We start from the raw sequence: 14,616 nt of genomic DNA, 5'->3' as shown, positions 1-14,616 counted from the left end.
TTTTTTTATACTTTTTTACCTTTATTTAGTTATGTATAATTGCATAAAACATAGATATATCATGTGATATATGTTACATTATTAATTTTTACGAAATATACCCTAACATTAACATTAATAAATATTTAAAATGGAGATATTAATCTATAAACTTATCCATCGTTATAACCATAGATTTTAAAATATAAAATAGCTGCAAAGCTTTCTTAAAAATCCTTTGCAGCCTTCTGTTTTTTTGTTTTCTTTAGAAAAATATTGTTTCAAGTTAACAATATGGTATAAACATTTCCATTGTGCTTTTGCTTGGATATATGTTTCATGGACTCTTCAAAAGCTATTTGTTTGAGCTGACGTCAGACTCGTTTGTCTAATTCAGAACTATACTGATAAATCCAGCGCATAATTATTATTTAAAAAATAGATAAGCTTCGTTTCTCCATTATTTTTGCCAACTCCTGAAAATTGAAACTGTTCCGCTAACAAGATAATATCAGGTTGATTATACGTCTATTTGAATACAAGTTCCTTATCTAAACAAATCACACACTTTTTCTAGAGTAATAAGCTCAGTATTTTCAAGTTTTAGAGATTACTTACACCTATGTTTAAGTTTTCACATTGAAACCAGATAACAAGCCTATATTATTGTATATTTTTCACGGTACTGTCTAGGGGTCATGCTAGTAATTTTTTTGAAAACCCTCGTAAAATAACTTTGGTCATTAAAGTTAAGCCAAGCACAGATATCTGATAACGAATAAGTAGTTAGAGTTAATAATTTTTTTGCTTCTTCCACTCGTTCCCTTTGAATATATTCGCTTAAAGTAATTCCCATTTCTTTTTTAAATAGTTTAGACAGATAAGTAGGGGTAATTTCCAAATGATTAGCAAGTTCATTGAGAGTTATTCCATCGTAAACATTTTTATTAATATGTTTCATACATGTAGTAACCGCGTATGAATACTTTTGTGCATTAAATTCTTTCACACGATCTGCAAAGGTACGTAAAGCGTCTCCTGACAATCGCTTTGCAGATTCTACATTATCTAATTGTTCCAGAGTTTGTATATATAAAATACTATGAGCAAAAGCAATATCTGGTGGCAGGTTTCCTTCTATCGCATATCGAGTAGCTAAGGTAATCGCAATAATTCCAAGGTTTTTTTGGTTCCTGAGCGGGTCCTCTATTAACATCAGTTCAACATCCTCTTGTGAAACTGCATACATATACTGTATTAACTTTTTTTTATTTCCTTCTTTGATAGTCAAAAAGAAATCATTTACTAATGCCATGTTGTGAGTTTTAGGTTTGTTTTGTCGGCGTTTTAAAATATATAAATCAGGTTTCACAATTTTATTAGGAACTTTCTCTAGTACTTTATTTTTTTCTAAAACAATACCCACATCTAACTTTTCATTGAAAATCATGTAATGTAATAAAATTCCCATATCAATTAATGTAGTTTTTTTAATCTCAGATAAACACTGATAATAGGCTAGTCTTTCTTGAATTTTATCATTTGATTTAAATTCTTTTTGAAGTTTTATGGTCATATCATCTGAACCTTTTGGATGTATAGTGGGACCGATAATAATAGTCCCTTTAATGTGATCATGATTTTCTATATGTATTAGAACAAAATTTTCAAGATAGCTGTTACATCTGAAAAGTGGTAAGTTAAAGGGATCGTTTTCTTGATAAATATCACTAAGATGTTCTTCTTTTGAAGAATAAAAAGGACTATAAACATCATCAGATGTAGAATGATATAAAATTTTTTTGTCTGTAGATAAAATATGTACAGGGGCATTAAATGCTTTATGTGCAAGATCACACAAGTGTTGTATATCGATAGAAGTATTCATTACATTCTCCTTTTAAGTAAATTATTTGATAAATTTCCGCATTGTTCCTTTTATAGTTTCATAAAATATATTCTGCTAGGTATAATTCACGACAAATAATACTATAAAATATCAAATTAGTACAATTAACGACAAAATATTACTATATCTTTTTTATGAAAATCATATATTATTTAATTGTAATTAGCATCTAAATATCAGAGTAGATAAGATAAGATAAGAAAATGAAATGAATGAAGGTCATTTCTTAATTCTACAAGATCTAATCATTACACTTGAGAAAACAGTGAAGAACATACAAAATACAGTGGTACTCAATGCGAGGACCAAGCTGGAAAAAAGATTCAAAATACAGCGAAAGTAACAGGAGATACTGTACCACCGCAAGAACCAACAATCAAAATTTCAATTCAATTACTTGTACAAATTGAATTCCAAAAATAGATAATGCTAATTTAAATGTAAAATTGAAAACCTACTGTGTTTCAAATTTTAGACAAAGATAACAAAAAGTCGGGAAATTAACAACAGAGGACAATGATAAGACTATTTATGAACCACTTTGCTTCGGAAAGTACACGTTGGAAGAAATTCAAGCACCAAATAGGTCTACGTTATTTAAAGATCTAATTGAGAGAAGAATCTTATCATCAGTACAAAAATTTAAAAAGAAAACATAAAAAACGAATGGAATATTTAAAATTCTGGCGATATAGGGACAACTATTTTTATCTAATCCCCACAATATTACTGGTCCCAACATTAGTTTTATTTTCCACGAATGAGGAAGAAATATATAGATTTCAAATATACTAGGAATTGCAGAGGAGATAGAACATATGAATAAACTTTATTTATATGTTGTTCATCTTTGTATTATTAATCTTTATGCTACCTAGCTTTAATACCGAACCACATAAACATATTCTTAATTTTCCACTTTATTTTTAATTAAGAATCAAAATACCTTTAAATGAAGTTGTATTATAGTTTATTAAATACTATAAATAAAAACGAAATGCTATTTAAACACCCTCTGACTTATCATATGAGGTTTGTTATCTAATGATACCCACGGTATTAACTTCACTTTAAATGATGATTTTAAAAGAATTTGAGAAGCCATTTTTCTAGTTCACCATCAAAAATCTTGAAATTTATGTAAAAAAGAAACCATTTTATATATAGTTTCTTTTTTCATTTCTTTAACTTAGTCTAATCTATATTGGCTAGTTAATTGTTCCTCAGCCATTCGAGCTAAGTGTAATTATTCTAATCATTAACACCTTTTCCCTTTAAATTCTTTAGACCCTATCCTTGTTTATATGAATAGCTTTCTTATTCGAAAATAGATTTTTAAAAATTCCTACCCCTACAATTAATACACCTATTCCAACTAATTTATTTATTTGTATTGGAACGCTCTCCATTCCAAACAATCCGAATGTATCAATACATAATGCAACAACTAATTGAGTTATGAGACTAATGAGCACCGTATATGCTGGACCTAAGCTCTTTATTGCACTCATTATACAAATAATTAATCCGATACCAAACAACCCACTTACATAAAACAAATAATTTGTAGTGTAAAAATTAACGCTTATACTTTTCTCTGTAATGATATAAAATAGCACTGAACTTATAAGACCTATTCCAAGAACACATGTAGTTGTTAACCACTGCCCTACATTTTCATTCACTTTCGTATTAAAAACAGATTGTAAGCTAATTAATATTCCTGCTAATATAGCTAAACTAAATCCAATCAAAATCTTCCACTCCCTTTCATTACTCATAAATATTATCTTTAGCAACTTCCTTCATTTTAAAAAAGTCTTTAATTACAATAACTCCATTTCTCTTTTCAATTAATTTTTCTTTATAAAATTTTTGTAACACCCGAATTACGTGCCGATAACTTACTCCTATAAAATCCGCAATACTTGATATCGAAGTTGCATCCAAATCTTTTTTATACATATTCCCGTTACTATCAGTAGAAATAGAAAGTAAATAACTAGCTACACGTACTTCTACTGGATAAAGTAAATTAAGTGCTGTAAAACGAGTCGATATTTTTAATGTGTTTGCAATGTTTTCAAGCAAGAAGTTCATAAATATAGGATCATGTAATAACTTATTTCTAATTACAGCATGAGAAATAGAGATGGCTATAACATCTGAACAAGCTTCAACGACATTATGCGCTTTGCTATTTTGTATTAATTCAATATCACCAACAACCGCCAATGGATTGATAAAACGAAGGATCAGTTTCTTTCCCTCTGGTGTAATCGTATAAACTTTCACTTTACCTTTAACAACAAAATATAAACGATCCATTGCGTCATCTATATTACATATAAACTTACCTTTATCAAAATGATTTACTTGAAAACAAGCTGTATCTATCTCTGAAAAAATTTCAAGCATTTTATTAGTTTTCAAATAATGGATAATTAAATCTGATCTATTCTCCATTTTCATTTCCTCCTTTCATTTACATATTAAATACAACAATACCTATAATCATTACTATTGTTCCCACAATATGATATCTCTCCATCTGTATCTTTTTTATTTGAAATAATCCCTTCATTTCAATTAGAGTTGCTGTTAATAATTGAGCAACCATGAGTGTTCCAGCTGTTAATGTAACTCCCATTGCATGTATCGCTACTGTTTCTGCACAAATAATTAATCCGCCAAGTGCACCAGCTACTAAATATATTTTTTTCACATCCTTTAAATCCGCTATTTTCTCTTCTTTCTTTAACAAAAATATTGTTGTTGCAATAATGAATCCAATTAAATGCGTAATAATACTTGTCGACCATATACCGATATGTGAACTAAGTTTTGCATTAAATGTACCTTGAAGTGTAATAAATACGCCAGCTAAAATAGCAAATACAACGCCTTTCAAAAAATCATCTCCTAATCTTCTATTTCTGACTTAATTAAAAGCTATGATCCTATAAAGGCAAAAGGACAAATGTCACATCAGTATGAAAATAGCTACAAATGAACAATAAAAAACACAACTCAAAATATTTGAGATGTGTTTTTTATTGTCTTATCGGTATATGATATTTTAATATTTATAACTACGCTATATTAACAGGTTTATTCTTCATAACAAACTTTCCAAATAAGAAACGCACAAGTGGCCCCATAATAATTAATTGTAATGGATACGCCATAATGAAGTTTTTAATAAAAATTGAGAAATACATTGAAACGAATGATTCACCATGCAACCCATTATGCAAATACATCATAGCCATTCCGTAAAAGGACATAAAGAAAACCATTCCGATTACCATAGCTGTCGCCATCGCAACTATAATATTTATTTTCTTCGATTTATCAAACGGTAACATGAATACAAGTTTTTTCGCACAAGGTCCAACGATACATATTTCAATTAATAATGCAATAATGAATCCAATTATTAGTTCTAATGCGATCTCCTTAATATGAATTGGTCCCCCTACTCCATTCAGTAATAAATTATAAAACGTCATTACAATAACCATCCCAAGGCACATCATCATACCAAATTGGAGGTTTTCCTTTCTTGTTGTTGGCAATTTCTATCATCCTTTCTGTTTAAGTCTTTGTCATTATATCGATTATGGAAACCTCTTCGTAAGTGAACATTTTGTGAATAAATTTAAAGCGTTTTCATATATTCACTATACTTTCTGATCAAATTCTCACTCTTACTTATAAAGGTTTTATATATTTCAATGTTGAATTACTAAATTTAACATTAAAATGCATTACTACTAGGAGGATAACCATGAATGACATAGAATTTTACGTATACCAAATCGTTACAAGGGAAAAAATGAATATTGGACAAATCATTCATTTCGGTAAAAATCAAACTAATACTCTATATCGGTTCTTTTTTGAAAGAGAACAATTAAATTCTAGTGGTGAAGATGGCATAAAAATTATAAATAACCACTATAAAAATGAAGAATTACATATAAATAATGAAAATGCTAAAGTAGTTATGAATTATATGGATCAAACAATTAGAGCCGTTAGAGAAACGATTGTAGAAATGGTAAGACTACAAGAATTCCCTGAATACCCTTCAAGATTATCTTGTTTATATGCTGCAAAGAGCTATGAAGATGCTTTAAAATGGAAAGCATTATTTGATTCTTACAATCGAGAAGTTTTGCAGATTGTTAAACTACGAGTAATTGGAAATTGTTTTGAAGGTGACGGAAATCTTTTACCGAAAGAAGATGGTATTCTTTTCTCTCAAAAAATTGAACAAGCAAGAGAGTATTGGAAAGGAACTGTAAATAATGAACTTCCGGAATTACTGATTAATGGAAAAAGTGAAGTGGTGGAAATCATTGATGATTTTTCCACAATTCATATTTAATTCCTTACTAAATCATATAGGATGGGGATTACAATGAGGGGAAAAGTTTACTTCAATCATGATGGTGGTGTAGATGATTTAATTTCACTATTTTTATTACTCCAGATGGATAATGTCAAGCTTACAGGTGTTTCAGTTATCCCTGCAGATTGCTATTTAGAACCAGCAATGTCTGCAAGTCGCAAAATTATTGATCGCTTCGGCAAAGGAAATATTGAAGTAGCTGCATCAAATTCCCGTGCAAAAAACCCATTTCCAAAAGATTGGCGGATGCATGCATTTTATGTAGATGCTTTACCCATTTTAAATGAGTCTGGAAAAGTTGTAACACCCGTAGCAGAAAAACCTGCACATCATCATTTAATTGAAACCCTACTACAAACTGAAGAGAAAACAACTTTATTATTTACAGGGCCTCTTACCGATTGAGCGCGTGCACTATATGAAGCACCTGTAATCGAGGGGAAAATTGAGCGCCTTGTTTGGATGGGAGGAACATTTCGTACTGCCGGCAATGTACATGAACCAGAACATGATGGAACGGCTGAGTGGAATTCGTTTTGGGATCCTGAAGCAGTAGCTCGTGTGTGGGAATCAAAAATTAAAATCGACTTAGTAACGCTAGAAAGTACAAACCAAGTTCCATTAACTATAGACATACGTGAAAGTTGGGCAAAAGAGCGTAAATATATTGGTGTTGATTTTCTTGGTCAATGCTATGCAATGGTTCCTCCCCTCGTTCATTTCTCAACTAACTCTACTTACTATTTGTGGGATGTATTAACTGCTGCCTTTATCGGGAAATCTGACCTTGCAAAATTACAAACAATTAATAGTATTATTCATACATATGGACCTAGCCAGGGGCGTACAGTGGAAACTGTTGACGGACGACCTGTAAATGTAGTATATGATGTAAACCACAATGGATTTTTTAACTATATAACTGAATTAGCGAAGAAAGCTTCCACTTGAACCACTATCTATATGAAAAATAAATAGAATGGCATTATTTCAGACGATAAACCCCATATTTAGAATTTGTTTGAAACTACATATTTAACTATTGAAAAGAGTATTGAATTAACTTTCAATACTCTTTTTATGCAGTTTAATTATATTTGATTAGTGTAGTGTCTTACTGATTATTCATTTCATAACCATTTACAAAAAACGTAATTGTTTCTAATTCATCTTCATTTAATTCTCTATTTACGTCTCGTTTATACGCTGTCTTTATGTTTTCTTCATCGCCTTTATGAAGTTCTGTATAAGTTCCTACTGTTTTTAGTAAATGTATTTCTTGTAAAAACTCATCCCGACTTATAGCTGTCCCATGAGAAAGAATATAAGTTTCAGCATCAAATGACTCCAATTCTTCAATTAATTTAAACGTTCGTTTCGTCGTATAATTCCATTTTGAAGAAAATATATCTGCATATATACAGTCTCCTAAATATAAGATCTTTTCTTCTTTCACGTAAATAACAACTGAATCATGTGCATGATCTCCGCCGACATGTTTTAACACGCATGTAACTTCACCAAGGTCTAATTCAATTTGATCCTGGAATGTTAAGGTCGGAGGAATGATTTTAATATTTCTCGCTTTTTCTTCAAATTCTTTCTTGATACAATCCGCACAAAATGCAATTTCAGTACCCTCTTTTACACGTGCGTCCAACGCTTCATCTGTCCATTCATAAGATACTAGTGGCTGCATTTCTTTCTTCGTTTCTGCATGCGCAATAGTTAATGCATCTTGTAGTACAGGCAACCCAAAAATATGATCCCAGTGCCAATGCGTTAATGCTACGAAATCAGGACTTGATACATTCTGTTCTTTTAGCATTTCTAGAAATAATTGTGCATGTTCTTCTGAATTCCCTGCATCAATCATTAAAGTTTTTTCTTGTCCAACGACCATTCCTAATATAGGTCTATCTGTTTCAGAAACAGGTGTCATATACCAAAATGAGTTTCCTATTTTTTTTATTTGCTGCATTACAAACCCCTCCATTTATTACTATTCTCTTCAATTATTATCTGTAAAACCTTCATCCAGCACATAGCATGAAATAATATATATCGCTTTCTTTAAAATATAGTAACTTCATCTATCCATTTAAATAAGCATCCCAATCATAGTCTTCAATTTTATAGAATCTACCTTCATCATTTCTTTCATATGCACATAAAGGTGGTTCTTCAAGAAAGTTTAAAATAGAATCATCTATATTCAAAATGACTCCAATTGAAATAATTTGAAAGTTTTTAGGATTATTGACATAGTCATCACTTTCATAGCCACTCAATATTGACCAACCAGAGTCACCTTCTTCTCTTGAACCCTCTTTAAGCATAAAGTTAAATTCTCTTTTTTCAAGTACATCATCACTAACAATTACCTTCGTATCAAAATAAAAATCCCAATCTTTTGAAGCTGGATCATTATATTCCGTATCACATATATTTTCAATTCCAAATGAAATTTTATCACCTATTTTTAAATCTAAACGATATGGATCATTGATCAGTTCCCCTAAAAACTTTTTCTCATTTCTTTCAGTGATTTCCACCCACATTCGTTCACCATGAAACCCATCTTCGTCTTCGATTTTAGTTACAAAAATTAACTTTACCAAATCTCCAACCTTTAATTTCTCCAAAACTTCTGAGCTAGGAAGATAGAATGTATAGGGCGCTTCTTTATTTATTTCATAAACATTATCTAAGTACCAAGTCATCTTTTTCTCTCCTTAAAAGCTTTTCACACTCATATTTTAAAAATAACACTATTTTTTCTTCCGACAAACTACTACCATAGAATAGCAGTCTTCCCCTAACTCATTTCCTTCCCAATCATTATATATATGTAATAATTCAAAACCATTCACTACTAATAATCTTTCTAACTCCTGTGGATACGTATAGCGAAGATCAATCGTTGTTTTCAGTTCTTCTACTTGCATATCATCCTCATAAAACCTTCTTGTTGTTATGTAATGCTGTATTTGCTGAATTGAATCATATGTCATTTCAGTATATAAATCACATTTTCTTCCCATTTCATCACTAATAGTTGTCCAATATTCTTCTGTAGATGGTTGTATTAATTCTTCTTTTGAAGGAAAACGTGTATCGAATATAAATATACCATTATCAGCTAACACATGATGAATAGATGTTAATAACTTATTTTGATCTGTATTCGTAAGAAAGTGTTGAAATCCATGACCAACCATAAATGCTAACAGAATTGTTTCTTCAATCTTTAATTGTAAACAGTCTTGTTGTAACCATTTTACTTTTTTACAATCCATAGATTTTCTCTTCGCTTCAGCAAGCATACCTTCATGTATATCTACACCAATCATTTGATATCCGTTTTCTATAAATGGAATTGTAACCCTTCCTGTTCCGCAGGCAATATCTAGAATCCATTCATTTTGTATATTTAGTTTTTGTGCCCATGATAGTAAGAACGGAAAATCTGACAGACTTTTATTTTCTATATCATATCGTTTTGGATTTTCGTATTCAGATAGACTCCATTTTGTTTGCAAACGTATTCCCCATTTCATATTTCCACTTAAGTTTAATATATAAATTATAACGAATTATTAGTTTTTTCTCTATAATCAAACACAATTACTTGGACTAATCTAACTTTCCTTTTCGTAAGCTAAAAATAAGTGGAAGAATCGGAGTGTGATACTATGGAACGATTATGGATTCCAATGATTGTTACGTTTTTTTCATTCGGTGGATTACTATTAGGCGGTGTTGTCGGCATTGCTACGCGCCAACTAATTGAAGAAAAAATGCATCGTTTATATGCATTATGTGGCGGAATTTTGCTTGGCCTTTTATCCCTTGAAATTATTCCTGAAACATTTGCAAGCTATGAAATAATTGGACCTATACTTGGTATAGCTATCGGTATTTTAGTTATGAGCTTATTAGATAACTATTGTCATCATCCAATGATACATAAAAAAGATCAACAAGCATGGCAAACTTTCCTTTTTCTTTCTTTTGCCATATTTATTCATAATTTGCCGAGTGGCTTTGCATTAGGTACAGCATTTATAAATCATAATGACTCTGCCATTCCTTTCTTACTTGCAATTGTAATTCACCATATTCCTGAAGGCTTAGCATTAATCATCCCCTTCCTCTTTACAAAGCATAAATATATTTCCTTTTTATTAACGACTTTACTACTTTCACTTATTCTTGGTACCGGTACTGTTTTCGGAATTTTGATGGAAGGAAAAGCCCTACATCTACAAGGGCTCATTATGGGAAGTGCTATCGGTTCACTTGGCTATGTTACAATTCATGAAATGCTTTGGAAGGCAAAGAAACAGCTCTCTTTCCTTACATTTTTAATGTGGGCTACTAGTGGATTCTTACTAATAACAGTATTTACACTATTTACTGGTCATCATTAAAGATAATAATATAATCATTTGTATATTTTTCCTTTTTCTCCAAAACATAATAGTATCTACCTAATTATAAGGAGGAAAAATTATGTTTGGGAAAACAGCCGGTGAAGCACTAGTTGACCTATTAATTGACTGGGGAGTAGAACACATTTACGGAATGCCTGGAGATTCTATCAATTCTATAATTGAAGCTTTAAGAAAAAAACAAGATAAAATCAAATTTATTCAAGTTCGCCATGAAGAAGCTGGCGCACTAGCAGCAGCTGCCTATGCTAAGTTAACAGGAAAACTCGGCGTTTGTATGGCAATCGCAGGGCCGGGTGCTATTCATTTATTAAATGGTTTATATGATGCGAAACTCGATAAAGCCCCTGTTCTAGCAATTTCAGGTCAAGTAGAAACAGATTTACTCGGGACAGATTTTTTCCAAGAAGTAAACTTAGAAAGATTGTTCGATGATGTTGCGGTATATAACCAGCGCATTATGTCAGCAGAACAGCTGCCTGCTGTCGTGAATCAAGCGATTCGAATGGCGTATACGAAAAAAGGTGTATCTGTTCTTACAATTCCAGATGATGTTCCGAAATTCGAAGTGAAAAATGGTGCTCGTGTTACAAATACTTCTTTTACATTACCTGAATTATTTCCGCAAGAAGAAGATTTACATGCTGCTAAACTCGCAATAAATGAAGCGAAAAAGCCTGTTATTTTAGCTGGAAAGGGTGCGAAACATGCGAGAGAATCTTTACTTACTTTCGCAGAACACATTGGTGCTCCAATCGTACTTACATTACCCGCTAAAGGAATTATCCCTGATGAACATCCACTTTGTATCGGTGGATTAGGATTAATTGGAACGAAACCTTCTTATGATGCAATGAAACATGCAGATACTTTAATTATGGTTGGTACTTCTTATCCGTTCACCGGTTTCTTACCCGAAAAAGCAAAAACAATCCATATCGATACTGATCCTGCCCAAATCGGCAAACGTTACGTAACAGATATCGGCTTAGCTGGTGATGCTGATAAAACATTAAAATGGTTTATTGAAAATGTAGAAAAACACGAGGACCATTCCTTCTTAGAGCATCATCAAGAAATGATGAAAAAGTGGGAGGAAAAATTACACAATCAAGAAGACGATACTTCTACTCCAATTAAGCCACAACGTGTTATGCATGCACTGCAACAAGTAGCTCATGATGATGCAATATTATCAGTCGATGTCGGAAATGTAACAGTATGGACAGCAAGGCACTTCCGTATGACAAATCAGCAATTTATTATTTCTAGCTGGCTCGCAACACTTGGCTGCGGTTTACCTGGTGCCCTTGCTGGAAAAATTGCTTTCCCAGATAAACAAGTATTTGCAGTTTGTGGTGACGGTGGTTTTGGAATGACAATGAACGACTTCGTAACAGCTGTTAAATATAAACTGCCGATCGTGGTCGTTGTTTTAAATAATAATAAGATCGCCATGATTAAATTCGAACAAGAAGTTATGGGGAATATCGAATTTGGTACAGACTTAACAAACCCTGATTTTGCAAAATACGCAGAGGCGTGCGGAGGAATTGGATACCGTGTTGAGAATGTAGATGAACTACTTCCTGCTTTCGAAAGTGCGGTAAAACAAAATAGTCCGTGTATTATTGATGTAGTTGTAGATGCAAATGAAGCACCAATGCCAGCAAAAATCACCTTTGGTCAAGCCGCTGGTTATACGAAGCATATGATAAAAGAATTATTTGAAGAAGGTAAGATTGATTTACCACCACTTTAAACGAAAAAAGATAGCTGAAAACGATTTGTTTTATTTAGAACCAAGAAATAGGTATTTAGCATATGTATATCAATAATAGTTATATAATGTTACACATTGTATAAACGAAAAAGAAGAGGATAGATAAAGCAGAAAGTATATGCATTATCTATCCTTTTTTGTACTACATATGACCTCATTTACTAAAACAACATTTTTTCACAATCTTTACAGAAATGCTGCCCTTTAGTTCAATGAGAAAAAACTGCCTTAATTGCAGCCCTTACCTCTCCTTTTGTGCGTGGTGGGTGGTACTTCCATTTTACCAATGGATGGTTTCTTTTTGTTTTTCTTGACATAAAAAGGGGCAAAATCCCTCAGCCAATTTCCCATTGTTTTGGGGACAGTCCCTCTAACCCTTTAACTGAAAGAAAACCTGTTCAATATTGCCTCAGTACTAAGTATGACTGTGTTGATTTCATTCCCTCGGCTATCTTGTCCCCTTCTGAAATAGAGACTGCGTAAAAAATTCTTGCTGTTCACGCGGGCGATCACCTGACTGCGATTTCTCGGCAAATTACAGCATTGTGCTAAGCCGCTAATCCAATCAGCGATTTCTTGATGTGGAAGTAACTCTTTGTCAATCATCATATCCACGATGTTTCCCAACCGCTCATCATCCTCATCGCTAAAAATATGTCTACCATTATGAAGCATGCCAGAAATAGCGACAAGAACCTCACGCAGCATTGCGACGCTGCTCTCCTCGCACTGCACCAGCTCGACAAAAACATCCGCACCATGAGACGCACTGTGAGCCCAGCCTCCTACTGAAAGGTAACCTCGCAGATCCTTCTCCTCTTTATAATAACGGAGCATCGCATGCATTAATTGCTCAATTTCCTCTTGATTTAAAAATGGAATATGTCTGTGGCGTTGCACAATCAAAGCGATAGGTAAGGCAGAGAACGTCCTTGTAAAAACTGACTGATCCTCCTCGCTACCAATACTATAGAACAAATGGTTCTCATCAGTCAGAACAGTTAAGAGGCTTCGTAACTCCTCTTCACTGAATCTATTCTCTTCCTTAATCCACATATAAAACATTGAATAAATCAGGTTATCCCGTAATTCTGGCTGAGGATCGCCAATATATTGAAGTAACAAAGGTAAGAAATCTTGATGCTGCTCACCTTCGCGTAACTGATACTCATCCTTCTCAATTCTTTGCAAATCCAGCATCAATTTAGTCCTTGTATCGCTCATTTCCCCATCTCCTTCAACATTAACATAATCTCCTCTATAACAACTTCTGGCTCATCATGATGAATATAATGTCCACTTCGACTAGCAATCAGGTACTTGCTTGACGTTGATAGCCATTGGAATTCTGCTTGGAGTCTTTGCTCAATTTCCAATATTTCTTGAGATGGCCATCCCTCTTCAACATTGTCAGGTAAACCTCTTGTAATAATTACAAGAGGGAGGTTACTTTGCTTTGAATGATCAACGATTTGCTTATAACTTTGTATTTTATCAATCTTCTCACTATTCAACATAGGATTCTCGTAATATTCCCTATTTCTTGCAAGCAGATTTTCGGGTAGAACCTTTTCATAGGCAAGTTCTTTATATTCCGGTGCAGCGTCAACCAAAATCATACCGCAGATGTTCAGTGGATAAAGGCTGGCATATAATCTAGCGACCAAACCACCAAAAGAATGTCCTACCAATATATAGGGCTTCTCCACTTCAAGCGCTAGCAACAATTCGTTTAGCTCCTCGACTAGATTATAGCAAGTCGTCGGGACGGATGCGACTTGACTCCTGCCAATACCCGACCTGTTATAGGAAAAGGTTGATGTTTCTTGCGATATTCGGTCTTGGACTTTTTTCCATGTCTCATAACTATCGCCTAACCCTGCTATGAAGATTACGCTTGGAATACTGTTACGTGAATATTTATTTAATAGTCTGTGGTTATCACATATATCAATTATCTTTTTATTTTGTATAGTCACTTTTAATCATCCAGTTCAATTATAGGATTTACACTATCGATATTTCCATAATAATTCGATTATTATTTCTTTTAAAACTTTACTGTTTTTTAACT

At 32.7% G+C, this 14,616-nt stretch carries 13 protein-coding genes and 1 pseudogene; 4 read left to right on the top strand and 10 right to left on the bottom strand.

The window, feature by feature from the left end; genetic code table 11:
- Window positions 1-637: 637 nt before the first annotated feature.
- The 5 genes from DN389_RS27410 to DN389_RS27390 all read right to left on the bottom strand — a co-directional run bounded on the left by DN389_RS27410 (window position 638) and on the right by DN389_RS27390 (window position 5,466).
- Window positions 638-1,867, bottom strand: coding sequence for a helix-turn-helix domain-containing protein (locus DN389_RS27410; protein ID WP_001097926.1), 1,230 nt, complete (start codon window positions 1,865-1,867; stop codon window positions 638-640).
- 1,304 nt (window positions 1,868-3,171) lie between these two features.
- Window positions 3,172-3,642: a DMT family transporter gene (locus DN389_RS27405; protein ID WP_098191302.1), complete on the bottom strand. Its 471-nt coding sequence runs from the start codon at window positions 3,640-3,642 to the stop codon at window positions 3,172-3,174.
- A 19-nt stretch (window positions 3,643-3,661) separates the two neighbouring features.
- Window positions 3,662-4,354 carry a Crp/Fnr family transcriptional regulator gene (locus DN389_RS27400; protein ID WP_149237786.1) on the bottom strand — a complete coding sequence of 231 codons (693 nt, stop codon included), beginning with the start codon at window positions 4,352-4,354 and terminating at the stop codon, window positions 3,662-3,664.
- A gap of 19 nt (window positions 4,355-4,373) precedes the next feature.
- Window positions 4,374-4,799, bottom strand: coding sequence for a DMT family transporter (locus DN389_RS27395; RefSeq protein WP_060488717.1), 426 nt, complete (start codon window positions 4,797-4,799; stop codon window positions 4,374-4,376).
- 181 nt (window positions 4,800-4,980) lie between these two features.
- Entirely contained in the window at window positions 4,981-5,466 is a 486-nt protein-coding gene (locus DN389_RS27390; protein WP_088122083.1) for a DUF2798 domain-containing protein, read from the bottom strand.
- A gap of 212 nt (window positions 5,467-5,678) precedes the next feature.
- Between DN389_RS27390 and DN389_RS27385 the strand changes: the two genes are divergently transcribed.
- Window positions 5,679-6,281 (top strand): DUF2441 domain-containing protein, encoded by a 603-nt coding sequence (locus DN389_RS27385; protein ID WP_098191293.1) that lies wholly within the window; start codon window positions 5,679-5,681, stop codon window positions 6,279-6,281.
- Window positions 6,282-6,314: 33 nt separating this feature from the next.
- A pseudogene (locus DN389_RS27380) lies at window positions 6,315-7,256 on the top strand (nucleoside hydrolase).
- Between the two features lie 163 nt (window positions 7,257-7,419).
- Here the strand turns inward: DN389_RS27380 and DN389_RS27375 are convergent.
- From DN389_RS27375 to DN389_RS27365, 3 genes are all read right to left on the bottom strand, one after another.
- On the bottom strand, window positions 7,420-8,286 hold the full coding sequence (locus DN389_RS27375; RefSeq protein WP_098191291.1) for an MBL fold metallo-hydrolase: 867 nt from the start codon (window positions 8,284-8,286) through the stop codon (window positions 7,420-7,422).
- 112 nt (window positions 8,287-8,398) lie between these two features.
- The gene (locus DN389_RS27370; RefSeq protein WP_088122079.1) at window positions 8,399-9,028 is read right to left on the bottom strand and encodes an immunity protein Imm33 domain-containing protein; all 630 of its coding nucleotides are present in this window, start codon (window positions 9,026-9,028) and stop codon (window positions 8,399-8,401) included.
- Window positions 9,029-9,076: 48 nt separating this feature from the next.
- The gene (locus DN389_RS27365; protein WP_098191290.1) at window positions 9,077-9,865 is read right to left on the bottom strand and encodes a class I SAM-dependent DNA methyltransferase; all 789 of its coding nucleotides are present in this window, start codon (window positions 9,863-9,865) and stop codon (window positions 9,077-9,079) included.
- Window positions 9,866-10,000: 135 nt separating this feature from the next.
- On the opposite strand from DN389_RS27365, the gene DN389_RS27360 reads away from it, so the two are divergent.
- Window positions 10,001-10,738, top strand: a complete 738-nt coding sequence (locus DN389_RS27360) for a ZIP family metal transporter (protein ID WP_098191289.1) — start codon at window positions 10,001-10,003, stop codon at window positions 10,736-10,738.
- Window positions 10,739-10,820: 82 nt separating this feature from the next.
- On the top strand, window positions 10,821-12,521 hold the full coding sequence (locus DN389_RS27355) for a pyruvate oxidase (RefSeq protein ID WP_098191288.1): 1,701 nt from the start codon (window positions 10,821-10,823) through the stop codon (window positions 12,519-12,521).
- A gap of 399 nt (window positions 12,522-12,920) precedes the next feature.
- Here DN389_RS27355 and DN389_RS27350 read toward each other — a convergent pair whose 3' ends face one another.
- Window positions 12,921-13,766 (bottom strand): DUF2785 domain-containing protein, encoded by an 846-nt coding sequence (locus DN389_RS27350; protein WP_149237785.1) that lies wholly within the window; start codon window positions 13,764-13,766, stop codon window positions 12,921-12,923.
- Complete coding sequence (locus DN389_RS27345; RefSeq protein WP_098191286.1) at window positions 13,763-14,521, bottom strand: alpha/beta fold hydrolase; 759 nt, start codon at window positions 14,519-14,521, stop codon at window positions 13,763-13,765. Before DN389_RS27345 ends, DN389_RS27350 begins: the two co-directional genes overlap by 4 nt.
- Between the last annotated feature and the right edge of the window lie 95 nt (window positions 14,522-14,616).

The sequence above is a fragment of the Bacillus sp. AY3-1 genome, from assembly GCF_008368785.1.
Taxonomy (GTDB): Bacteria; Bacillota; Bacilli; order Bacillales; family Bacillaceae_G; genus Bacillus_A; species Bacillus_A wiedmannii.
Note: the sequence above shows the minus strand (reverse complement) of the source record. Positions and strands in the feature narration are given on the sequence as shown.